This window comes from Thermodesulfovibrionia bacterium (assembly GCA_030646035.1).
Taxonomy (GTDB): Bacteria; Nitrospirota; Thermodesulfovibrionia; order UBA6902; family UBA6902; genus JACQZG01.
Genome location: JAUSMY010000010.1, coordinates 126198 through 148806 on the forward strand (window position 1 = coordinate 126198; position 22609 = coordinate 148806).

Sequence of the window (22609 nt, forward strand, 5' to 3'; positions counted from 1 at the left end):
CAATATGTTGAGATCCTTAATTATTGGAATAACAGGCTGTGCAGGCAGCCACTTGGCTGAATTTCTGCTTGAAAGCGGACATAACGTGTTCGGAACAAAACGAGAAAGCGACTCGTTAATAAATGTTAATGATATTCTTGGGAAAATCAAAGTCTTCAATATCGACCTCAGTGATAAAAAAAACATAATCAACATCTTGCGTGAATCTGAACCTGACCATATATATTTTCTAGCGTCTGCATTGGGCTCGGAAAGCATAAAAGCAATAACACATACAAATGTTGAAGGAACACTCACCTTTTTTGATGCTCTGGCAGAAAATCCATGCAGGTCCAGAATCGTTTTAACCAGTTCAAGCGCTGTCTATGGAATTCAAAAAGACAAACTTAAATTATCTGAAGACAACAAGTTGTTCCCATCCACTCATTATGGTTTAAGTAAAGTATTCCAGGAAAATATAGCATTGTATTACAATAGAAATCATGGTCTGGATGTAGTAATAGCTCGGCCATTTAATTTCACAGGCCCAAGGGAAAATCCTTTTTTAGCATGTACAGCTTTTGCCAGGCAGATCGTTGATATTGAAAATAACATCAAGGCGCCCGTTATTAGTGTCGGCAATCTGGATGATATGAGAGATTTTACTGATGTAAGAGATACAGTCAAAGGTTTGACATTATTAGCTCAAAAAGGGAGAAATGGTGAAATATACAATATATGTTCTGGAACTGCTTACCCTATAAAATTCATTCTTGATAAATTATTATCAATGAGCAATGAAATGATTAAGGTAGAAACATCTGCTAAAAGAATAAGAATAGGTGAGATAAATATCCAGACTGGCGACAACTCTAAAATTTTCTATGAGACCGGTTGGAAGCCACTTATACCCTTAGACAAAACTTTAGAAGATATTTTGGTTTATAATAGAAAAAAGGTGGATATTAAATGAAATGGCAAAATAAAAAAGTTTTAGTAACAGGGGCCGGCGGGTTTATTGGAGGTCATCTTACTGAAAAACTGGTAAAGCTTGGCGCTTCTGTAACCGCTTTTATCCGTTATAACTCCAGAGGCAGCCACGGTTCACTCGAACTCCTTTCCAATGATATCAGGTCACAAATAAAAGTTGTGATGGGTGACCTTAAAGACCCTGACGCAGTTCAAAAAGTTGTCAGAAGCCAAGAGATTGTATTTCATCTTGCTGCCTTGATCGGGATACCTTATAGCTATGTACACCCTATAGATTATGTTCAGACAAATGTTCTTGGTACATCTTATCTGGTTAATGCGTGTCTCTCAGAAAATATTGAAAAATTCATTCATACTTCCACCAGCGAAGTTTACGGCACTGCCAGATACGTTCCTATTGATGAAGAACATCCATTACAGGGGCAGTCTCCATACTCTGCCAGCAAAATCGCAGCAGACAAACTGGTCGAAAGCTACTATTGTGCATTTAAATTTCCAGCTGCAATAATCAGGCCTTTTAATACTTATGGTCCCAGGCAGCCCTCAAGAGCTGTGATACCAACCATTATTTCACAGGCACTAAAATCCGATACAATCAAGCTTGGAGCACTCAGCCCGACAAGAGACCTTAATTACGTAGAAGATACAGTTAATGGATTTTTAAAAGTTGCAGAAATACCTGAGTCTGTTGGTGAGGTAATAAATATAGGTTCATCTCGTGAAATTTCAATTGGAGACCTAGCAAAGAAAATATTTTATCTTCTCGATAAATCTCCCCGGCTCATAACCGAGGAGGAGAGGCTCAGGCCTGAAAAAAGTGAAGTTGAACGATTAATGGCCAATACTGATAAGGCAAAGAAAATTCTTGAATGGACTCCACAAGTAAGCCTGGATGAAGGACTTAAGCAAACTATAGAGTGGATTAAGCAAAACCTGAGTTTCTACAGCACTGATACATACCATGTTTAGGAGGTTACTTCAGTAATGAAAGCAGTAATATTAGCAGGCGGTAAAGGAACAAGGTTAGCTCCATATACAACAGTTTTTCCAAAACCGCTTCTGCCTATCGGGGATACACCTATTCTGGAGATAATCCTCCGACAACTAAAACACTACGGTTTTTCAGAGGCAATTCTTGCATGTGGGTATCTTGCGGAATTAATTCAGGCCTATTTCATGAACAACCAGCTTTCCAAAGAACTTACCATCAGATATCATAGAGAAAATAAGCCCTTAGGCACTGCTGGTGCATTAGCTACTATTGAGGGTCTTGATAGTTCCTTTCTTGTTATGAACGGGGACATACTTACATCTCTTGATTATTCTAAATTGATTCAGTACCACAAAGAGAAAGACGCTGCACTTACAATTGCCATCGCAAAAAAAAGTGTAAAGATAGACCTGGGTGTTTTACACTTGGATAACGGCAACAGGATCATTGGCTATGATGAGAAACCAGTAAAAGAATTTCCAGTCAGTACCGGAATATATGTCTACGGGCCCCGTGCATTAGACTTTATTGAACCCAATACATACTTGGATCTTCCAACACTTGTTCTAAGGCTGATCGAGGCTAAAGAACTGGTTATAGGCTTCCCCTCAGATGCCTTCTGGCTTGATATGGGGAATAAAGATGATTATGAAAAAGCCGTCCAGGAGTTTGAACAAAACAAATCCTCTTTCCTCCCTTCTAAGTAATAACCGGAAAAGGAAGATTTAAAGCAATTTGTTTTCAAAACAGTTAAATGTTAATATAATAATAACTTTTAAGCTTATTAGCTATATTAATATTTTTTCCTTAAGATAATAACTAATGAATATACTTGGCATATCAGCATTTTATCATGACAGTGCCGCTTGCCTGGTGCAGGATGGCAAAATCATCTCCGCAGCTCAGGAAGAACGATTTACCCGAAAAAAACATGATTTTTCCTTTCCAATTAATTCAATTGAATTCTGCTTAAGCAATAGCGGGCTTTCGCCAAGCGATATTGATTTTGTAGCCTTTTATGACAAACCATTCTTAAAGTTTGAAAGGATACTTGAGACATACCTCTCTTATGCGCCTTTTGGCCTTAATTCCTTTATTAAAGCCGCCCCTCTATGGATAAAGCAAAAACTATGGACTAAAGAACTGATAAAAGATGATCTTGGGTATAATGGAAAAATATTATTTACTGAGCATCACGAATCACACGCATCAGCTGCATTTTTCCCCTCCCCTTTTCAGGAAGCAGCATTTATCACAATGGATGGAGTGGGGGAATGGGCAACAACAAGTTTTGGCATAGGCAAAGACAATAATATAAATATTCTATCTGAGATCCACTTCCCCCATTCTCTCGGACTTCTCTATTCAGCCTTTACTTACTACACCGGATTTAAGGTCAATTCAGGCGAATATAAAGTTATGGGATTAGCTCCTTATGGTGAACCTAAATACAAGGACCTGATACTTACTGAGCTGATGGATCTGAAAGAAGACGGCTCTTTCAGAATGAATATGGAATATTTCGACTATTGCGTCGGCCTGACAATGACAAACAGAAAATTCGATAAACTCTTTGGATCTCCCCCTAGAAAATCTGAAACAGCCCTGACACAAAGAGAAATGGACCTGGCAAGTTCTGTGCAGGAAGTGACCGAAGAGGTAATGATGCGTATGACACGCCATGTCCATAAAGTTACAGGGCAGAAAAACCTCTGCCTTGCAGGCGGAGTCGCTCTTAATTGCGTTGGCAACGGCAGGATCTTACGCGAAGGCCCATTTGAAAATATCTGGATACAACCGGCTGCAGGTGACGCCGGCAATGCTCTCGGGACTGCACTTTTTGTCTGGTACCAGTATTTGGAGAACAGCAGAAAGGCTGACGGGAAAAAAGATTTTCAGCAAGGCTCATATCTTGGCCCGGAATTTGATAAAGAATCTCTCGCAAATTACCTCAAACGTGAAAACATTCCATATACAGAATTAAAAGACGAGGAACTGCCGGAAAAGATAGCAGATCTTATAGCAAGTGAAAATGTAGTAGGATGGTTTGAAGGGAGGATGGAGTTTGGCCCAAGAGCCCTCGGCGCCCGCTCTATCATCGGTGATGCGAGATCATCCAAGATGCAGGAGATAATGAATTTAAAGATCAAATTCCGTGAAAGCTTCAGACCATTCGCACCTTCTGTTATAAAGGAAAAAGTTTCAGACTATTTCGAATTAGACAGTGAAAGCCCTTACATGCTTTTAGTAGCACCGGTGAAAAAGGATATACGCCGTGAGATGACTGACAACGAGCAGAAACTTTTCGGCATGGAAAAATTACATGTTGTCCGTTCAAGCTTACCTGCTATAACACATGTTGACTATTCAGCCAGAGTTCAGACAGTAGACAAAGATACTAACCCCTTATATCATAAAATGATCTCAAAGCTGGGTGAAAAACACGGATGCTATGCAATCATCAATACATCTTTTAATGTAAGAGGAGAGCCCATTGTATGTTCTCCTGAAGATGCATATCGCTGTTTTATGCGGACCAATATGGATTACCTGATAATGGGCAACTTTCTCCTGGCTAAAAATGACCAGAAACCATTGGATAAAGATACTGAATGGCAGAAAGAGTTCGAACTGGATTAAGAAGATACGATGCTTAAAGAAGATATCAAAAATATCAGGAGTGAAACAACCGACCTGAGGAAGTTCGGTTTGACTGTCGGGATTGTCTTCGGAATTTTTGGAGGATTACTATTCTGGCGCGGGAAAGACTATTATGTTTATTTTCTGACCCTTGCAGCTTGCCTTATCCTTTCAGGTTTACTTGCTCCAGCCATATTAAAACCAATACAGAAAGCATGGATGGGCATGGCAGTTACTATGGGCTGGTTCATGACAAGAGTGATTCTCGCTATCCTGTATTTCCTTGTCTTTACCCCGATAAGACTTATCGCCGGTCTCTTTGGAAAACATTTTCTTGATAAGAAATTTCATACTGACGCTGAGAGTTACTGGATTACAAAGGAACAAACAACCTTAGAGAAAAATAGATATGAAAAACAGTTCTGATAGATTTACGTATTAAATAATCTAAATTCTATATTGTGAGGTGAAAGGTTAAATGAGCAAATTATCTATCTTGTCAGAATTCTGGGATTTCTTGAGAGTTAGAAAAAAATGGTGGCTGGCACCAATAGTTATATTCATGATCTTACTGGGAGCTTTAATAATATTCTCAGAAGGTTCAGCGCTGGCACCTTTTATCTATACCCTGTTTTAGAAAATCGTCCGCTTGTAATACTGTAATCACTGTTTTGTTAACGGTAAAGCATTACATCTGTTTATTGAAAACATGCTCAAGAGATCACCACAAAAAAAGCTCAAAGACTTTTTGTCTTTTCCAATTCGAGCCTTTACTCTTATTGATAAAGATAAAATAGGGTTTTCCTCACTTGCTTCTGAACGCTTTGATTATGTGAGTTCTGAAGTAACCGGATACTGTCTTGATGTGGGTTGTGGCAGACATAATAGATTTATAAATGAGTACCTGAACGGAAATGGAGTGGGAATAGATGTTTATCAGTACGAAGGACTTTCTGATGAGCATATATTGAAAGACCCTACCAGCTTCCCTTTTGATGCCAGCACATTTGATTCTGTTACCTTCATTGCAAATATTAATCATATACCAAGACACCTGCGAGACATTGAACTTTCTGAAGCATATCGCTGCCTAAAACCAGGTGGTAATATTATTGTGACTATGGGGAACCCGCTTGCTGAATTATTAACACACAAGGTGGTCGAATATTATGACAAGTTATTGGGGACAAAGTTTGACCTTGATTCAGAACGCGGCATGCAGGAAGGTGAGGAATATTATCTGAGAGATAAAGAAATTATTCCAAGACTCAAAAAGGCCGGTTTTATTCATATTACAAAGAAGTATTTTGGGACACAATGGTGCCTCAACCATCTTTTTGTGGCTTGGAAAAAACCAACCTGAACAACATTTATTTCAACTTAATATCAATTCACATATAAAAGTTTTTTTCTAACAATGTGGCTATATTTAATCAATGATTGTTCAATGAAATGTCAAACAAAATTGCAAAGAAATCATTACCACTTACAGAAATAAAGCAAGACCGTATGGTTCTGTTTTTATCCGGTTTCATTCTCTTTTGTGGAATAATTTATTCATTTTACCTTGGTGATAAGATACAATTCTGGGATGAACAAGCTTATTTCACAATAGCAAAGAATATTATTTCGACACATAGTTACACATTAGATGGTGAAAATCCCACCGCATACTGGCCACCTGGATACCCGATTTTTCTTTCTCTCTTCATATCACTTGGTGCATCACTAATCCAGCTTCGTATTGTAAATTTTATTGCATTTTGTTTTTCCATTTATCTGCTTTATAATATAGCAAAGAAATTATCCTCTCCATCAGCAGGTTTGATCAGCGTTGTCATTGTAATATGCTACCCTGTACTTTTTTACACTGCAGGAACTCTCTATTCACAGACCTTCGGAACCACTTTATTTATGCTGATTTTATTTATCCTATTTCAGGCCGAAACAACCTCAGTAAAACCCTTTCTTCTGGTTGGTCTTCTTTTCGGGTATCTTATACTTACTGCCCCGACTTTCCTTTTTTCCTTGTTCATTGTTTCTTTTTGGGTCTTGATTTTCAAGAAAGAAAGAAGAATAAGAAGTTCCATCATCATTCTTTTTGCAGCATTCTTCGTTATATTCCTTTGGTCTGCAAGGAACTATTCAGTCTTTAACTCTTTTGTCCTTATCTCAACCTCATCAGGAAGCGCTTTAATTCAGGGCAACTCTGAACATACTCTTCCGAATTCAGGACCAACAAAGGAGGATCTTTTAAAATACTATGACGCGTCACGGGGAATGAACGAAACTGAAGCAAACTCATACTTGACTTCAAAAGCCGTTGAGTTTATTAAAAATAATAAATCAAAAACATTAAAACTTTATTTCTTAAAAACACTGAACTACTTTAATTATCATAATGAATATTCTGGAAAACTAGGGACTTATACAAGCAGGTTCAAAGATATAATCATGCTCTTTACATACTGGCCATTATTGTTTATTTTTTTTCTTAGAATAATCTTTCTAAAACACTTCAATATCTCCAAGTATGAGCTTTTGCTTATTGTTCTTTATTTATCTCAAGCCTTTTTTTTAGGGATTTTTTTAACAAGGATTCGTTACAGGCTTCCATTTGACCTTTTATTAATTGCTATCGTTGCTATATTTATATACAATCTTATCAGCACACGAAAACAGACATCATCATAAAAAAACTATTCACAAGGTCATACAATGAAAATTTTTACCGTAATACCAGCATACAACGAGGCTAAACACATCTCTGATGTTATCAGACAGATACCTGGAGAAATACACAAAATAATTGTTGTCGATGATTGCAGCAAAGACAACACCTATGAAACCGTATCCTCACTGAAGGACAAAAGAATAGAATTAATCAGGCATGAGAGCAATACCGGTGTTGGCGGTGCTATGGTCACAGGATACAGATATGCACTCAAAGAAGGGGCCGATATTATTATAAAAATAGACGGGGACGGACAGATGGACCCCAAACTAATCCCTGATATTATCTCTCCAATAAAAAATGGTGAGGCCGATTACACTAAAGGGGCCCGCTTCCTCGATATCGAAACTATTAGGCAGATGCCCACGGTTAGGCTTGTCGGTAATATCATTCTGTCATTCCTTACTAAAATTGTATCAGGTTATTGGGATATTATTGATCCTACAAGCGGTTTTACAGCTATCCACAGAGAAGCGCTCTCTCGCCTTAATCTGAATAAGATAAACCATGGGTTTTTCTTTGAGTCTGATATGCTTATCAATCTATATAAAATTAAGGCAGTTGTTCAAGACATACAAATACCGACTCAATACGGCACCGAGCAAAGCCATCTGAGTTTATTAGAAGTATCCATGACATTCCCATTTTTCCTGATAAGTTCTTTAGTTAAGAGAATATTATGGAGATATTTTATTGCTGATTTTACCGCAGTCTCACTTTTTCTTTTTTCAGGCTCTTTACTTTTTATCTTTGGTTTTGTCTTCGGCCTTTATAACTGGATTATAAATGCTGTTGCTTCTGTCCCCACTCCTACCGGCACTGTTATGATCTCCGTTGTAACCCTAATATTCGGTTTTCAATTGTTATTGCAGGCTTTAGTCTTAGATATTAACAACGTCCCCAAGGTTCCTTTACAGATAAAGGGTAAAGCTCTCAGCAGAAATTCAAAATAGACAGCTTTAACTTCATTCCATAAAAGCTGTAACAAAAAAATCACGGCTGATCTTTTCGATACTCACATCTTTACATTTAAAACCTGAGAAAAGCTCGTTCAAACTCTCTCTTTTGTACATAACAAGATCACATCTCTTTTTATACCTCAGCTTGCGCTGCCAAGCCAATACGCCACCATCCTCAGGAAAACTGAAGAACGCCTTTGATCTTGTCACTGATAGCACTTTTTCTATAAATTCAGCCGGTTCCGCTATATAATCCATAACGCCCATGACGATTGAATAGTCAAACTTATTTTCAATATCAGTCAGCATAAAATCACCTAAAATAAATTCACATCTCTGTTCCACACCAGCCAATTTTGCATTCTCTTTTGCTAATTCAATCATTCCCTCGGCAAAGTCTATTCCAAATACATAGCCAGCTCCATTCTTGGCCAGTGATATACCAATATGACCTGGGCCACAACCTATATCCATAACACTTTTCCCTTCAACCGGTTCGCAACCTTCAATAACCTTTACAAATCTTATCTTCATACTCTTTCTGAATATATTATTTATAAAATTATTTAGAAGATTATTTTTATTGCCGTAAATAGCATTGAACCCATGAGCATACATATCGAAAAAATCAGATGTTCTATTTATTGGCATAGTTATCTCCCTGCAAAAGTATAGCCATCCATAAATCGCTGAAATGTTGTAACCTCAAAATCTTCAAGTATTTTATGTATCTTATCCTGTGTCGTTTTCAGGTTAACGTAGGACTTGAATCTTCTCTTTAAATTCATAGGCAGGCGAGGTTGGCCCTCGTCAATCTCCCTTGGATGTATATAAAAAATAACGGGCCTCTCCTCTTTCAGTGTTTTTAGGGTCATTCTCCTCAGAAGATAATAGGGTGAAAGCCTGAGATAGCCTCCGCCAAAAAAGCAAAATGGTTTCCCAAATAATTTAGTTACGGTTATGGGAAATTCCATAATACTATACTCCCCACGAGTTACTAAATACGGAGAGAAGCATGCCGACTTTAACCCGCCATGCCCCCTGGAAGCAGGAAATACGGATGAGTCATAACGGTATCCTGCTTCAATGAGTTTATCAAAAAACCAAGGAGTTCTTTCAGTTGTGGAAAAGCCGGGAGAGCGGTATCCAAGAACAGATTGACCAGATATGTTCTCAATTATGTCTTTTGCCTTGACGGCATCGTGAAAGAAATCCTGTTCTGTCATTTTATATACCAAGGTATGAGAATATCCATGAGAAGCTATTTCATGACCCCTGCTTCCAGCCTCTTTTACCAAGTGAGGAAATCTCTCAGCAACCCATCCAAGAAAAAAACATGTGACATGAACATTTTTTTCACTGAAAATATCGAGGAGTCTCATAAAATTTTTTTCCACGCGGGATGGCAGCCCACCCCACTCCTCTATTGCGGGTGTTGACGGCAAGTCTAATATATGAAACCAATCCTCAACATCGACTGAAAATATACATTTCATTTTATAACCTGCAAAACAATCTTAGCGTTCAGATAAAACCTTTTTATAAACCTTAAGTGTCTCAGAGGCTATATTACTCCAGCTATACCTCTCAGCAACCATTTTAATCTGTGCTTTCATTTCATCCTGAGAGATTGGGACATTAATGCACTCCACAATCCTCTCACTAAGTTTATTAGTATCCCCAGCTTTAAAAAATCTGTCACCTTGCAGGCCCAGGTTTTTGTTTGCAGATATATCAGTTACCAGACAAGACAAACCATAACTCATTGCCTCAAGCAAAACAGTTGGCATGCCCTCATCATACGATGGCAAAACGAAAAGACCGGCATAGCTATAGAGTTCCTGCAGATGTTTGCGAGATATGAAGCCTGTTAAAATAATATTTTCATTCTCTTTCGCCATTTCTTCCAGACCCCTGCTATAGCTACTTTCATGATCCGCACGTCCAACTATAACAAGCTTCCAGTCTTTGCTATCTGCACCAATAAAAGCCTCTATCAAATCATCAAATCCTTTCCCCTCTACAAATCTGCCTACTGAAAGAATATATTTTTGTCTGCTCAAGCCAAGTTCAGGCAATATTTCATCAGTAACAGAAAGCTCAGGCATATAAACGCCATTTGGGATAAAGACCACAGGCTTATGATACTGCTCTTCTAAAGCAGATTTTATAGGTTCAGATATAGCAATGACACTATCCGCAAACTTAACACCCAGTGCCTCGTTAATTCTTAAGAAAAGGTTAGCAAAGAACCCCCATTTCTTATGTTTATAGCTCTGGCACATAACATTTATTACAACCTTGATGCCAAGCATCTTTACGAGCGGCGCAAATATGTAAGATGAATAGATATGAACTATGTCAGGCTGAAGTCTGCGTGCCTTGAAAATACTCCTGATTGAATGAACAATATTCTCAAAATACTTGCTCTTGGGGCAATCAACAGCAACCAATGAAACCCCTTGATATGTGGTAACCTCAGGGTTAACATATGGTTTCCTTGTAAAGACCGTTATATCCGTTCCAAGTTCAGCCATATGGGTATATAAATGCTCACAATAACTTTCAATACCTCCCTGAACTTCAGGAAACCCGCGCGTGCCGATTACTACAATTTTCATTTAGTCATATTGTGTAATAAGGATTCTCGTCGTTTGATATTCTTCTATCTGATATGTAATACCCTGCAGAGATATTGCATCAGCATATGAACAACAATTAAATGTACATCCTCAACCTTCTGCATATCATTTATAGCAGCCACTAAGGGAACATCAACAATCTTTGCCAGTTTGCCTCCATCAAAACCTGATAAGCCAATTGTCCTGGCGCCGTTTTTATTTGCATATGCAATTGCAATAAGCACATTCTGGGAATTACCGCTTCCGGAAATACCAATAACAATATCTCCAGGATTAAAAAAATTCTTCAACTGTTCTACAAAAATATCGTTGTAGGAAAGATCATTAGCATAAGCAAGAATGGTCGGAAGATTATCATTAAGACAGATAACCTTGAATTTCTTCTTAAGTTCAAGGCAGCTGCCTTTGTTTATGTCGCAAACAAAGTGGGATGCTGTCGAACCGCTCCCGCCGTTCCCCATAATAAAAATCTGCCTGCCCTCATCATAAGCAGAAAGAAGTATCTGGGCAATCTCTGCAAATTTATCATGGGGGAAGACATCTAAAAGTTCCTTTAGCTGATCAATGTATTGAACACTTATTACCTTATTCATTTCTATCTAATTTACTTTAATATCATAAGTTAGTATATGATTTCTAAACTTTTTCATAAGCATGAATATACTTTAAAGCTACACTGAAAACTTTACTTAAACGGATACCCTCTATAATTAAATATTATCCTGCTTCCAAACTTTTCAAGCATAAAAGGAAGCTCTCTATATGCTTTCAACGCATATCTAACCCCATCCTGCCGGTCTCTTGGCACATAAAGCAAAAGGAAACCTCCTCCTCCTGCTCCGCAAATCTTGCCTCCCAATGCACCTGCAGCCATAGCTGTTTCATACATATTATCAATATCATTAGTTGAAATGGTGGTTACCAGTGATTTTTTCAGAAGCCAGTTCTCATGAAGGATATTCCCGGTATCATCGATTCTGCCGTCAATAAGAAGGTCTGCAAAACGAGGAACTAAATTCCTCATTGTTCTTAATGACTCTCTGTTATTTTCTGTATCATTATTTTGTTGCTCCAGTATCACATTTGCGCTTCTGGTCATATTCGTATAAAAGAGCAGAAGATTAGAACCAAATCTTCTGAAATCATCACTCGAAATAGGCAGCCTCGAAATAGATACAGATTCATCAGTATGAAAAGTTATTTTATTCAGCCCGCCGTAAGCAGCAACATACTGATCCTGTTTCCCAATAGGCTTTTTGCAGATATCAATCTCGATCTCACAAGCATCCAATGCAAGCTGCTCATTGGTTACCTGTACCCCTGCATAGCTGTATAGAGCATTAAGGAGGCATACGGTAATACTGCTTGAAGAACCTAACCCGGAACCTTCAGACGGGATATCAGCTAAGGTCGTGATCTCTACGCCTGAAGATATACCGGCCTTCTTCATCGACTCACGTACCAGATCATGCTTTATCTCAGAGACATTGTCTACAATCTCCTTTTGACTGTAATTAATATAGATCTTTTCATCAAACCGCTCTTTAACGACCACATATACATACTTATCGATAGCTACACTAAGAACCATCCCGTCTTCCTTGCTGTAGAATGACTTAAGATCCGTACCGCCGCCGACAAAAGATATCCTTAACGGAGTCTGTGATATTACCATTGATTATTTCCTCTATACTTTCGCATTGTTTACCATATAACCTGTAATGTATTTTACAATTTCCACAAACTTAAATGCTGAACACCTTATTGATAACATCATGTTCTGCCTGCTTAAGCTTTTCAGGAGTTCCAACATCTAACAGGTAATCCTCAACAATATACGCCGCCGCCCTGCCTATGGTATTAGGCAGCACATCAAACCCCAGATCAAAAATATCCCTGTCCGGAAAAAAGTCTTTCAGCGTCCTGTTGCTCAACATGATACCTGCAAACGCCAGGTTGGATAGAGGATTTTCAGGCTTTTCCGTAAAAGAGACCACCCTCAATGACTCATCCACCTCAACAATGCCGCACTCTTTTGGATTTGGAACACTAAAAACAGCAAGTGTAACATCCATTTTTATTTGTTTATGTGATTCAAACATTTTCTTCAGGTTTATATTAGTTAAATTATCAGCATATATAATAAAGAAAAATTCCTCTTCCTCAACAAAGTCCCAGTTTTTTTTTACTGTCCCGCCGCTTCCAAGAAGAGAACTTTCATAGGTGATCCTTATCTTAAGGTTCCTTGAATGTTTCTTCATATATTCCATGACGGTATCTGCCAGATATGAAGTATTGATCAGCACTTCATCAATACCGTAATGCACAAAAAGATCGAACCAGTATTCAATTAAGGGCCGTCCGGCAATTGGAATGAGACATTTCGGCGTGTGAAGGGTCAAGGGCTGCAGGCGTGTGCCTTTTCCGGCAGCGAGCAAAAAGGCCTTCATTACTTAACAGCCCTGACAACACCGCGGCCCTTCATGGTCTTTTCAGTGTAATCAAGGATATCCTCTATATCTGCCTGGCTGTTTAAATAATCCCAGTATTCGCTTATGCTCTCCTCTATCGGAACCTTGGGAGCCCAACCTAATGACTTCAGCTTTTTGATATCAGACAAAATATGCCTTGTATCCCCATAGCGGTAACATTTTGAAATAATAGGATCTATCCGTTTTCCTGTGACGCTCTGGGCCTTTTCGTAAAAATCGAGCACAGTGAACTCCTTACCGCCGCCCACATTGAAACACTGATAGTCTGCTCTGTCATCCTCAAGCACCAATAAATTGGCATCGACAACATCAAGATAGTTAATGTAGTCCCTGTTCTGTCTTCCATCCTCATAAATGGTTGGCTGTTTATCGAAATACAGATGTAATGAAAAGATCCTCATCGCGCCTGAATATGCATTGTAAAAAGACTGTCTCGGACCCTGGACGATTGAATACCTCATTGCAACCGAGGGGATGCCGTACCTTTTGCCGAGGTTTATAGCTGTGATCTCTTGTGTATATTTTGATATCGCATACTGATTCTGAGGATTGATATTCTCTTCCGGCGTTGCAAGGTGTTTCATATATTGGCTGCAGTGAGGGCAGTGATGTTCCCAGTCACCCTTGGATAGCTGTTCTTCAAGGCGGATATCAGGGATAAGTTCCCCGTGTTCCTGACATGAATAAAGCCCTTCACCAAGAACTGCCTGAGATGAAGCCACGATGACCTTTTTAACAGGAAGGCACTTCTCAACAATTATCTCATAAATAAGCGCGGTGCTTACACTGTTGACATGAAAATATGTGCTGAAGTCAGGGAGATAGTCCTGGTATGCGGCAAAGTGATAAACTGCGTCTACACCCTTCAACGCATCTTCAAGGGTTGTTTTATCTCTGACATCACCTAATACAAATTCTGCATCTTTATTGATGTAATCCGGCCTGCCTTTTAAATGGACAGGTTTTTGAAGGTTATCAAGGATCCTTACTTTATGCCCCTTCCCGATCAGCCTGTCCACAGTATGTGATCCGATAAAACCTGCTCCGCCTGTAACTAATATATGCACTCCAGCCTCCTTTCAACCACTCTAAATACTATACGCCCGTACCCCTGAAGACTACATAAATCGTCTTGAAGAGTATTTTAATATCCAGCCATAAACTCCACTCATCAATATATTTCAGATCGAGTTTCATCCACTCATCAAAATCTTTAATAGCATTTCTTCCGCTTATCTGCCACAGACAGGTAATGCCCGGCTTTACAGAAAGTTTTCTCCTGTGCCAGCCTTCAAATTTTTCTACTTCGCTCTGAAGAGGAGGACGGGGGCCAACCAGTGACAGATCTCCCTTAAAAACACTCCAGAGCTGCGGCAGTTCGTCAAGGCTGTATTTTCTAAGCCATTTCCCAACCCTTGTAACCCTTGGATCATCCTTCATCTTAAAAACCGCTCCGCTCATTTCATTGAATCTGATCAGGTCTTCCTTCAAAATGTCTGCGTTTTTAAGCATCGTTCTGAACTTATAGCTTGTCATGGGACGTTTATTGAGCCCCAGTATCTTCCACTTGTAGAATATAGGGCCTGAAGAATCAAGCTTTACAAGTACTGCTATAAAAGCAAATAAGGGTGCAAGCACGGTCAACCCGACAAAAGATACTGCTATATCAGCTATTCTTTTAATTGCCATCTCCAGATCATTTCTTTCTACAGGCAGAAATTTAATTATCGGAATGCCGTGAATAAGCTCAGTCCTGGACTTTGAAATAAGGTTTTTGAAAAAAGGAGAGATAATGCTGAACGGCACACCCTCTTTATCGCATACAGCCATTACCTCCTCAATATCTCCTAAATGCTTGGCAGGCAAAGCCACAACAATTTCATCAATATGATAAGAGTGTAAAGCTTCTGAAAGGTTTCCTGCATAACCTACTGTCTCGTAGCCAAAAAACTGTTTTCCTACATTAATCTGCTCTCTGCTGATAAGGCCGATTATCTTAACCCCCCAATCCACATGCATCTTAACAGAATCAATAAATTCCCTGGCAACCTCCCCTGTCCCCAGGATTAAGATATTTCTTATATTCCTTCCCTTTTTTCGCAAGTATTTAACGACCTGGAATAAAATTACATTTTCTACAGCAAGCATTACGAAATTCACAACTCCGAAAAAGAGCATAAGGGTTCTGGGGAAATCTGATTTTATTAAAAAGGCAATGGAGAGCACAATAGGAGATCCAATCAAGACCGTCCTCAAAACAATCAGGATATCAGTCTTTAAGGTAGTAAATCTCTGTCCTACATACTGATAAGATGTAGATCGCTGCCCTGTATAAGCTTCCTGATAACCGGAAAGCCCTCTCCAGACAATAACAATTATTATAAGGATGAGCAGATGTTGATCCCATTCGACTGCAGAACCGAACTCATAAAGATTAAGTGAGGCATTCCTTAAAGATATAGCAACGAAAAACGAAGATATTGTAAGAAGATTATCAAGGAATATTTTACCTAATCTGTTTAGTACCGGATAGTCAGTTGTCATATATTTATTTTAATTGTTCCAAAAGAAGCTGTTCAAGGTGATCCACTACCGGATCCCAGTTGTATTCTTTTCTGGCAAGTTCAATAGCTTTAATCCTTTCGTTTTCCATAATCTCAGGTTTAACATTAATGATATCTTCGATCTTCAGCCTTAAGTCAATTATGTTACCAGATTGAAATACAGCGCCACAATTATGAAGCGCATCCTGGTTTTCCGGTATATCGCTGGCCAGGATATAAAGGCCATAACTAAGCGCCTCTAATACGGAAACCGGCAGCCCCTCAGCAATGGAAGGATGAATAAAACAATATGCATTGCTGAATAATTCCTCTTTTAAAGCGCCTATGGCAAATCCCGTAAAAATAATATCCTCATGTTTTGCATATTTTAAAAGTCTTTTATAATATTTATCTCTGTGTTTAGTATCTCCTGCTATAACCAGTTTTTTTCCTTTTTTAATATCCTGCGGCAATCCTTCCCATGCCTTTAAAAGCAAATGGCAGCCTTTCTCAGGAACTAATCTTGACAGAAAAAGAATATAATCTTTCTCATTAATACCATATTGTAAAATAAGTTTTGGCTGACGTAAATTAGCTTCAGGAACTCCATTTCTTAAAACAATAGTTTCCATGCCATAGACTTTTTCCAACATATTTTTATGTCTTATATTAGTACAAAACGTAATGTTAGGAAACTTAACTGATGAATAAGCAGAGATCCGCAGCAACTTTTTCACAAATCTGTTCCACTTATCATTTCTCCAATCAAGTCCATGTATGTGAACAACTGTTTTTTTGCCGAATACCCTGGGTATCCAGCTCAGTACCGATAACCCCACCGAGTTAAAATAAACTATCTTGTATCCACCGAAAAGTATTTTTACTAAAGCAGTAAGTGAATGAGTTATAGCATCAAGATGCTTTGTGTGAATACCCGGACTTTGAAGCAAACCCATCCCTTTATAGCTGCTGATAGGCTTATCCTTCATATAGCTGTGGCGCACAAATATGTCAAACTGATGCCCCTTGTTGACCATGCGGGAGCCGACTTCCTCCATCACATGCTCGATCCCTCCGGGATGCGGCATGCCTTTGACGCCAAGCACTGCTATCTTCATTTTAGAATTCTGTTTTTCAAACAGGCTAATAAAACTTTTTTCAAGCTTATCAGCCGCCTGATCCCAGTTGTACTCATTACGCGCAAGTTCCCTGGCCCGGATACCTTCTTTTTCAATCTCATCCCGGCTCATATTGATAATTTTCTTAATTTTTTCTTTTAAGTCATCCACATCACCGCTTTTAAAAGTCGCACCGCAATCCCGTATCGCATCCTTGTTTTCCTGAATATCACTTGTCAAAACAAATAAACCATAACTCAGCGCCTCTAATACAGAGAGAGGCAATCCTTCAAGTACAGAAGGCTGCACAAAACAATATGCATTGCTTAGTAATTCTTCTCTTAAATCTCCTGTTACAAATCCAGTAAAAATAACATCTTCCAGTTTTTCATATTCTTTACGAAGGTTATCTGTGTATTCGTTCTTGAAATTACTATCTCCTGCAATGATCAGCTTCATTCCATTTTTCTGCTCCAAAGACATTTCCTGCCAGGCCGTTAAAAGAAAATGACATCCTTTTGAATGAACTAATCGTGACATGAATAAAACATAGTCTTTCCCTTTGAGTCCATATTCCTTTATCAGTTCAGGCTTGCGAAAAACCGGGGGAGGAGCTCCATTCGGGATAAACTGACAACTGCTGCCATAATGCTTTTCGAGAAAGATTTTATCAGTCTGCCCGCAGCATATCGTAAGGTTCGGTAACCTGGCTGTTGTATATGCAGAAAAACGTATCAGCATTTTTGCAATTCTGCCCCATTTTTCTCTTTTCCAATCAAGGCCATGCGTGTGAACAACTGATTTTTTGCCAAACAGCCTGGGTATCCAGCTCAATACCGATAACCCCACCGAGTTAAAATAGACTATCTCGTATCCACCAAACAGTATTTTTACTAAGGCGGTAAGTGAATGGGTTATCGCATCAAGATTCTTGCTGTGAATGCCCGGACTGCGGGGCAGACCCATTCCTTTATAGCTGCTAATGGGCTGATCCTTCATATAATCCCGGCGCACAAATATATCAAACTGATGCCCCTTATTGACCAGACGGGAGCCGACTTCCTCCATCACATGCTCGATCCCTCCGGGATGCGGGATGCCCTTGGCGCCAAGCACTGCTATCTTTAATTTCATGATCGGTTAACAGGCAGAGATATTTTTAATCGAGGCATATTTCTTTATTGAACTTTAACCGCAATTTGTTTTCCGTTATCCAGAGCAGGGGAATCCACGGAGTTTTACGCATTGCCGGAACAGCCGTGCCGACCATCCAGCAATTCTTGCCGCATTTTTTCACATTTTGCCTGACTTCTTCCGCTTTCGGAGAATTCCAGATATTATCAAAATCCTGCGTTTTCAAATCTCCCATTACCCATGGTTCTTCAGATCCGTTACAGGCTAAGATCATGCCGTAGGGGTCCAGAAAGAAAAGATCCTTTGCCGCTCCGCATTGAAGACTTCTGATCTCACCTTTCATGTATCTGGTTAAACCATAATTGATATAGGCCCTTCCCATATCCTTTAGCCTGAGCCGTAGATCCTTCCTTTTGGAAGCGAGCAAGGCAGTTATAAAATCATTCATTTTCCGCACAACAAAATCAAGATCCTCAATTTTATTATCATGCTTATGGAAATAAAAGGAATTGTGCATAACACATGTGGCAAACTCAACCCCCATATAACTGCATAGCCTGTAAAGATCCAGGAGGTCGTTAGCGTTTTTATCGGTAACCACCATTCCAAAACCTACATCTTTAACACCCGCTTCCATAAGGCCCAGGACTGTCTTCATGGCATGGTCAAAACCATTTTTAATGCCTCTTATCTCATCATTCAGCGCAGGTAATCCCTCAAGGCTTATCCTGAAAGTAACCTGCGGATATTTTTTTCCGACCGCGACAAGGCGCTCGGTGAAAAAACCGTTCGTGCTGATCTCAAGGCGAGGAGTTTTTTTAACAAGCACGCTTACAATATCCATTAGATCATCACGAAGAGCAGCTTCTCCGCCTGTCAGATTGATCCGATGCTGTCCCGAGGGGATCTTATCCATGATTTCAGGGCCGATCTCTTCACTCTTTCTACTCGGATGCTGCCACGTATTGCACATCTGACATTTCGCGTTGCACCGGTAAGTTACAACAACCGCGCTTTCCATGAATAGTTACCCCTCATTTTTATAAGAAAAGATTATATTATTATACAACTTCACGGGGAAAAGTTACGATTATGACCTGCCTGTTATTGTCATATCCGAAAACATTTACGAAAAATATGTATTAAGCTATTTTCAAATATGCCGGAAAGCCGGGCCTTTAATACAAACAAAGGAAAGTTTCTCACGCCTATTCTTTTTAGCGCGAAAATATCATTTTCCTCAGTAATAAATCCGTTGTCCGTTGCAAAAGCAGCAATGAAACCGGCATCTTTAACAACCTGCATTGTCTCATCTGTAAAATCTCTTCCTCTCTTGCCATATGGATATGCGAAATAATTAACCTTTTCCTGAAGAATTTCCTCAAGCGCTGATTTTGAATCACAGATTTCACGGACAGCCGCATCTCTGATTAATTCAGCCAGAACTTTATGTGTCATAGTATGCGCGCCAAATCTTATCCCGCCTTTTTGCATTATGGCCATATCGTCTTTGCTCAGTCCTTCTTTATCCCCTATGAAGCAAGAGGCAACAAATACTGCTGCCGGAACATTATTTTTTTTCAGCACAGGATATGCATGTGTATAATTGTCTTTAAACCCGTCATCAAATGTAATGGCAACTGTATCAATATCAAACTTCTTATTACACAGATACGCATCTACCATTTCATCCAGAGATATAATTCTATAATTATTCTTAAGGTAAGATATCTGACTCTCAAAGTTTTTTACGGGGACTGTCATATCCGGTATATCATTGCTATTGCCGATCCGGTGATACATCAATACAACAGCTTTATGCTTTTTAAAGACCTTTCTGAGCAGGTATGTGTATAAAGGGAGAATCCCGGAATAAAATAACAGGAAAGAAATTATAGCTAATATATGCCATGCAATCCTGTATTTCAGTCTTAATATCTTTCTGGACATTTTTTGGTCAAATCAATACATTTATATTGATAATAACTAAAGAAGGGTTGCATCCATGCCACGGTTAACTCAAAGAAAAACAGCATCATAATCCCATGGCTTCTTTAAGCTTTGCTGCGACAAAGGCATTGCCTTTTGCGGTCATATGCCCTTTATACATGCTTTTATATTCCTCTTCATTATTTTCTTTAAGCTCCAGGAGTGACGGCCACAAATCAACTACAGTAAGAGATGATCCCTTAAGACAGGTTTTTAGCTGGCCCATGGTTTCAAGCATCTCCGGCAACGGTACTTCATGTATTTGGGATGTCATGTCATGATATTGAAGAAGAATATATACCTTTATGTTTTTTGTTTTAGCAATATCCATAAGTTCTTTAAAAATAAGACAGGTTACTTTTACTCCTTCAGCATGTTCGGTTGTATCGTTCCATATCCCCTGAAGCCAATATTCCGGATTTATTCTCATCATAAATATATGAATAAAAAAGCTGTGCCCAAGAACTTTGCGAAACTTGCCCAGAATTGCCTGTTCCTGAGAAGGCGGTGGTACAGGAATGTTTTTTAGAATTAGCTTCCCGCCTGACGCTTCAAAATAAGGTTTACCAACTCCTCTTCTGACCGACTGTTCAGCACGCATTACATGATCATACATAACATCCATAATTAAAATATCAGGTTTATAAATATCGATGAGCTTCCTTGCTCTTAAGAAAGACTGATCAGTCCCATATCCAAAAACTCCTGCATTAATCACCCTCTTCTGCAGCATCTTCCCCAAAATAGCCGGAAATGTTTCATGGTCTGAAACCTGATCGCCAAAAGTGAATGAACCACCCACAACTAAAACCGGGGCAGAATCGGATAAACCGGACTGAGGACTATCCTGGCCGTTTGAGCGGATTCCATTCTCCAGGATTGTAAGGGTTGTTCCCCAGACATTTTCTTTATTCGATACACTTTTTTTCGGTATCCACCCCAATAACTCAGGATCAAATTCTGCAGGATAGGCGGAACGGAAAAACATACTCTTTTCATCAACAAAATTCTTGAAACTATATTCACTTTTATATATCCTTGCCGCAACCTCCAGAACTAACAACATCAGAAGTATACTGACAATGGAAATGGCTATGTTGAGAAATTTACTTTTCATTTTTTTGGCTTATATAACTATAGGAAACTGTTTATGAAATTACTGAGTATTCTAACCTTTCTACGAATGTTTTTCTTGAATTTGAGTCGTAATTAGCAGTGATATGCTCAACCTGATAATTATTAAGACGTTAATAATATTATAGGATCTCCTGTTTATTTTTTCCTATTAATTACTGTATCATTTTTAAAGCAGGCAATTCTGACAACAACCACATTTAGAACACATTTGTAATATTCATGGATATGGAGACTGCTGACATGGAAGCAATAAACGTCAACATTAAGATGTGAAATGAAGAAAATACTTTTTTCATTAATTGCCTTCATAATTATCTGTACTATGCTGTTTCTCTTTGGCGAGTTCAGCATTAGGGCCTTTTATCCGAGATTTTCAAATTATAATATGGAGATGTGGAGATATGCTGCAGAAATAAAGCAGCCATTAGACAATAAACGACTTCCATTTCATCACTACCCTAATAAAGAAGGTGTCTATTACAATGCCAAAATAAAGACTAATTCTATGGGCTTCAGAGATTTTGAGTATACTCTCAAAAAACCCGAAGACAAAAAACGAATTGTTTTTATCGGGGATTCATTTACGCTGGGCTGGGGGGTTGAATTTGAAGATATTTATTCAAAAAAACTTGAAAAATCGCTAAATGAAAACCAAAACAGCTATGAGGTCATTAATATGGGTGTTGGTAACTATAACAGCATCATGGAAACCGAACTATTTAAATCAAAAGGATTAAGCCTTAACCCTGACTTAGTGATCCTTATGTATTTCATTAATGACGCTGAGCCAACCCCTCATAATGTGACCCCATTAGAATATAAGACAAGAAGAAATTCTTATTTCATGGCTTTCCTGCTTGACCGCTTTATTAAATTCAAAACAGCTTTGGATCAAAGTTATGACTGGAAAAAATACTACGGGGATCTGTATATTCATAATCCTGACAACCTTGCATCAAACAAAAAATCACTGGAAGAACTTATCACATTATGTAATGCAAACAACATAAAATTGCTTATAGTAAACATCCCGGAACTGCATAACCTTAAAAATTATCCTTTTCGATTTGCAACGCAATATATATCTCAGATCTCAGAAGAAGGCAAAGTGCCTTTTCTCGATCTCCTCCCGTATCTTGCCGATCAGGAACCTGAATCTTTATGGGTCAGCCTTGAGGACCCCCATGCTAATGCCAAGGCTAATTCAATTATTTCAAATACTATATATGAGAAGATAAGAAACGAAGGATTACTGAATTAA

General features: G+C 38.8%; 22 protein-coding genes. 10 read left to right on the top strand and 12 right to left on the bottom strand.

Going from position 1 to position 22609, the window contains the following annotated elements:
- Positions 1 to 4: 4 nt before the first annotated feature.
- The 9 genes from Q7U10_01505 to Q7U10_01545 all read left to right on the top strand — a co-directional run bounded on the left by Q7U10_01505 (position 5) and on the right by Q7U10_01545 (position 8287).
- The gene (locus Q7U10_01505; protein MDO8281295.1) at positions 5 to 952 is read left to right on the top strand and encodes a GDP-mannose 4,6-dehydratase; all 948 of its coding nucleotides are present in this window, start codon (positions 5 to 7) and stop codon (positions 950 to 952) included.
- Entirely contained in the window at positions 949 to 1938 is a 990-nt protein-coding gene (locus tag Q7U10_01510; protein ID MDO8281296.1) for an SDR family NAD(P)-dependent oxidoreductase, read from the top strand. Before Q7U10_01505 ends, Q7U10_01510 begins: the two co-directional genes overlap by 4 nt.
- 15 nt (positions 1939 to 1953) lie before the next feature.
- The gene (locus tag Q7U10_01515) at positions 1954 to 2667 is read left to right on the top strand and encodes a sugar phosphate nucleotidyltransferase (protein ID MDO8281297.1); all 714 of its coding nucleotides are present in this window, start codon (positions 1954 to 1956) and stop codon (positions 2665 to 2667) included.
- 115 nt (positions 2668 to 2782) lie between these two features.
- On the top strand, positions 2783 to 4600 hold the full coding sequence (locus Q7U10_01520; GenBank protein MDO8281298.1) for a carbamoyltransferase: 1818 nt from the start codon (positions 2783 to 2785) through the stop codon (positions 4598 to 4600).
- Positions 4601 to 4609: 9 nt separating this feature from the next.
- Positions 4610 to 5026, top strand: a complete 417-nt coding sequence (locus Q7U10_01525; GenBank protein ID MDO8281299.1) for an SxtJ family membrane protein — start codon at positions 4610 to 4612, stop codon at positions 5024 to 5026.
- Positions 5027 to 5078: 52 nt separating this feature from the next.
- Positions 5079 to 5237 carry a DUF5989 family protein gene (locus Q7U10_01530; GenBank protein MDO8281300.1) on the top strand — a complete coding sequence of 53 codons (159 nt, stop codon included), beginning with the start codon at positions 5079 to 5081 and terminating at the stop codon, positions 5235 to 5237.
- 72 nt (positions 5238 to 5309) lie between these two features.
- Positions 5310 to 5963, top strand: coding sequence for a methyltransferase domain-containing protein (locus tag Q7U10_01535; GenBank protein MDO8281301.1), 654 nt, complete (start codon positions 5310 to 5312; stop codon positions 5961 to 5963).
- Positions 5964 to 6052: 89 nt separating this feature from the next.
- Positions 6053 to 7294, top strand: coding sequence for a glycosyltransferase family 39 protein (locus Q7U10_01540; protein MDO8281302.1), 1242 nt, complete (start codon positions 6053 to 6055; stop codon positions 7292 to 7294).
- Between the two features lie 24 nt (positions 7295 to 7318).
- Positions 7319 to 8287 carry a glycosyltransferase family 2 protein gene (locus tag Q7U10_01545; protein ID MDO8281303.1) on the top strand — a complete coding sequence of 323 codons (969 nt, stop codon included), beginning with the start codon at positions 7319 to 7321 and terminating at the stop codon, positions 8285 to 8287.
- A gap of 12 nt (positions 8288 to 8299) precedes the next feature.
- On the opposite strand, the gene Q7U10_01550 is transcribed toward Q7U10_01545, so the two are convergent.
- The 12 genes from Q7U10_01550 to Q7U10_01605 all read right to left on the bottom strand — a co-directional run bounded on the left by Q7U10_01550 (position 8300) and on the right by Q7U10_01605 (position 21328).
- Positions 8300 to 8944 carry a class I SAM-dependent methyltransferase gene (locus Q7U10_01550; GenBank protein ID MDO8281304.1) on the bottom strand — a complete coding sequence of 215 codons (645 nt, stop codon included), beginning with the start codon at positions 8942 to 8944 and terminating at the stop codon, positions 8300 to 8302.
- A 2-nt stretch (positions 8945 to 8946) separates the two neighbouring features.
- Positions 8947 to 9789, bottom strand: a complete 843-nt coding sequence (locus tag Q7U10_01555; protein ID MDO8281305.1) for a polysaccharide deacetylase family protein — start codon at positions 9787 to 9789, stop codon at positions 8947 to 8949.
- Between the two features lie 21 nt (positions 9790 to 9810).
- Entirely contained in the window at positions 9811 to 10914 is a 1104-nt protein-coding gene (locus tag Q7U10_01560; GenBank protein ID MDO8281306.1) for a glycosyltransferase family 4 protein, read from the bottom strand.
- Between the two features lie 44 nt (positions 10915 to 10958).
- Positions 10959 to 11528, bottom strand: a complete 570-nt coding sequence (locus Q7U10_01565; GenBank protein ID MDO8281307.1) for an SIS domain-containing protein — start codon at positions 11526 to 11528, stop codon at positions 10959 to 10961.
- A gap of 92 nt (positions 11529 to 11620) precedes the next feature.
- Positions 11621 to 12610: a GHMP kinase gene (locus Q7U10_01570; GenBank protein ID MDO8281308.1), complete on the bottom strand. Its 990-nt coding sequence runs from the start codon at positions 12608 to 12610 to the stop codon at positions 11621 to 11623.
- A gap of 70 nt (positions 12611 to 12680) precedes the next feature.
- On the bottom strand, positions 12681 to 13385 hold the full coding sequence (locus Q7U10_01575) for a nucleotidyltransferase family protein (protein MDO8281309.1): 705 nt from the start codon (positions 13383 to 13385) through the stop codon (positions 12681 to 12683).
- Positions 13385 to 14494 carry an NAD-dependent epimerase/dehydratase family protein gene (locus tag Q7U10_01580; GenBank protein MDO8281310.1) on the bottom strand — a complete coding sequence of 370 codons (1110 nt, stop codon included), beginning with the start codon at positions 14492 to 14494 and terminating at the stop codon, positions 13385 to 13387. Before Q7U10_01580 ends, Q7U10_01575 begins: the two co-directional genes overlap by 1 nt.
- Positions 14495 to 14522: 28 nt before the next feature.
- A complete protein-coding gene (locus tag Q7U10_01585; protein ID MDO8281311.1) occupies positions 14523 to 15971 on the bottom strand; it encodes a sugar transferase in 1449 nt (482 codons plus the stop codon).
- Between the two features lie 4 nt (positions 15972 to 15975).
- Positions 15976 to 18222 (bottom strand): glycosyltransferase family 4 protein, encoded by a 2247-nt coding sequence (locus tag Q7U10_01590; GenBank protein ID MDO8281312.1) that lies wholly within the window; start codon positions 18220 to 18222, stop codon positions 15976 to 15978.
- Positions 18223 to 18247: 25 nt separating this feature from the next.
- Positions 18248 to 19243, bottom strand: a complete 996-nt coding sequence (locus tag Q7U10_01595) for a radical SAM protein (GenBank protein ID MDO8281313.1) — start codon at positions 19241 to 19243, stop codon at positions 18248 to 18250.
- Positions 19244 to 19332: 89 nt separating this feature from the next.
- On the bottom strand, positions 19333 to 19908 hold the full coding sequence (locus Q7U10_01600) for a polysaccharide deacetylase family protein (GenBank protein MDO8281314.1): 576 nt from the start codon (positions 19906 to 19908) through the stop codon (positions 19333 to 19335).
- Positions 19909 to 20257: 349 nt separating this feature from the next.
- The gene (locus Q7U10_01605) at positions 20258 to 21328 is read right to left on the bottom strand and encodes a hypothetical protein (GenBank protein ID MDO8281315.1); all 1071 of its coding nucleotides are present in this window, start codon (positions 21326 to 21328) and stop codon (positions 20258 to 20260) included.
- Between the two features lie 294 nt (positions 21329 to 21622).
- Between Q7U10_01605 and Q7U10_01610 the strand changes: the two genes are divergently transcribed.
- The gene (locus tag Q7U10_01610) at positions 21623 to 22609 is read left to right on the top strand and encodes a GDSL-type esterase/lipase family protein (protein ID MDO8281316.1); all 987 of its coding nucleotides are present in this window, start codon (positions 21623 to 21625) and stop codon (positions 22607 to 22609) included.

Excerpts from the sequence above, each read along its gene's own strand:
- Q7U10_01595 (MDO8281313.1), bottom strand. The coding sequence starts at position 19,243 with ATGGAAAGCGCGGTTGTTGTAACTTACCGGTGCAACGCGAAATGTCAG.
- Q7U10_01530 (MDO8281300.1), top strand. The coding sequence starts at position 5,079 with ATGAGCAAATTATCTATCTTGTCAGAATTCTGGGATTTCTTGAGAGTT.
- Q7U10_01570 (MDO8281308.1), bottom strand. The coding sequence starts at position 12,610 with ATGGTAATATCACAGACTCCGTTAAGGATATCTTTTGTCGGCGGCGGT.
- Q7U10_01505 (MDO8281295.1), top strand. The coding sequence starts at position 5 with ATGTTGAGATCCTTAATTATTGGAATAACAGGCTGTGCAGGCAGCCAC.
- Q7U10_01545 (MDO8281303.1), top strand. The coding sequence starts at position 7,319 with ATGAAAATTTTTACCGTAATACCAGCATACAACGAGGCTAAACACATC.
- Q7U10_01565 (MDO8281307.1), bottom strand. The coding sequence starts at position 11,528 with ATGAATAAGGTAATAAGTGTTCAATACATTGATCAGCTAAAGGAACTT.
- Q7U10_01610 (MDO8281316.1), top strand. The coding sequence starts at position 21,623 with ATGAAGAAAATACTTTTTTCATTAATTGCCTTCATAATTATCTGTACT.
- Q7U10_01590 (MDO8281312.1), bottom strand. The coding sequence starts at position 18,222 with ATGAAATTAAAGATAGCAGTGCTTGGCGCCAAGGGCATCCCGCATCCC.
- Q7U10_01535 (MDO8281301.1), top strand. The coding sequence starts at position 5,310 with ATGCTCAAGAGATCACCACAAAAAAAGCTCAAAGACTTTTTGTCTTTT.
- Q7U10_01555 (MDO8281305.1), bottom strand. The coding sequence starts at position 9,789 with ATGAAATGTATATTTTCAGTCGATGTTGAGGATTGGTTTCATATATTA.
- Q7U10_01560 (MDO8281306.1), bottom strand. The coding sequence starts at position 10,914 with ATGAAAATTGTAGTAATCGGCACGCGCGGGTTTCCTGAAGTTCAGGGA.
- Q7U10_01600 (MDO8281314.1), bottom strand. The coding sequence starts at position 19,908 with ATGGTAGATGCGTATCTGTGTAATAAGAAGTTTGATATTGATACAGTT.
- Q7U10_01510 (MDO8281296.1), top strand. The coding sequence starts at position 949 with ATGAAATGGCAAAATAAAAAAGTTTTAGTAACAGGGGCCGGCGGGTTT.
- Q7U10_01540 (MDO8281302.1), top strand. The coding sequence starts at position 6,053 with ATGTCAAACAAAATTGCAAAGAAATCATTACCACTTACAGAAATAAAG.
- Q7U10_01515 (MDO8281297.1), top strand. The coding sequence starts at position 1,954 with ATGAAAGCAGTAATATTAGCAGGCGGTAAAGGAACAAGGTTAGCTCCA.
- Q7U10_01605 (MDO8281315.1), bottom strand. The coding sequence starts at position 21,328 with ATGAAAAGTAAATTTCTCAACATAGCCATTTCCATTGTCAGTATACTT.
- Q7U10_01550 (MDO8281304.1), bottom strand. The coding sequence starts at position 8,944 with ATGCCAATAAATAGAACATCTGATTTTTTCGATATGTATGCTCATGGG.
- Q7U10_01585 (MDO8281311.1), bottom strand. The coding sequence starts at position 15,971 with ATGACAACTGACTATCCGGTACTAAACAGATTAGGTAAAATATTCCTT.
- Q7U10_01520 (MDO8281298.1), top strand. The coding sequence starts at position 2,783 with ATGAATATACTTGGCATATCAGCATTTTATCATGACAGTGCCGCTTGC.
- Q7U10_01525 (MDO8281299.1), top strand. The coding sequence starts at position 4,610 with ATGCTTAAAGAAGATATCAAAAATATCAGGAGTGAAACAACCGACCTG.
- Q7U10_01575 (MDO8281309.1), bottom strand. The coding sequence starts at position 13,385 with ATGAAGGCCTTTTTGCTCGCTGCCGGAAAAGGCACACGCCTGCAGCCC.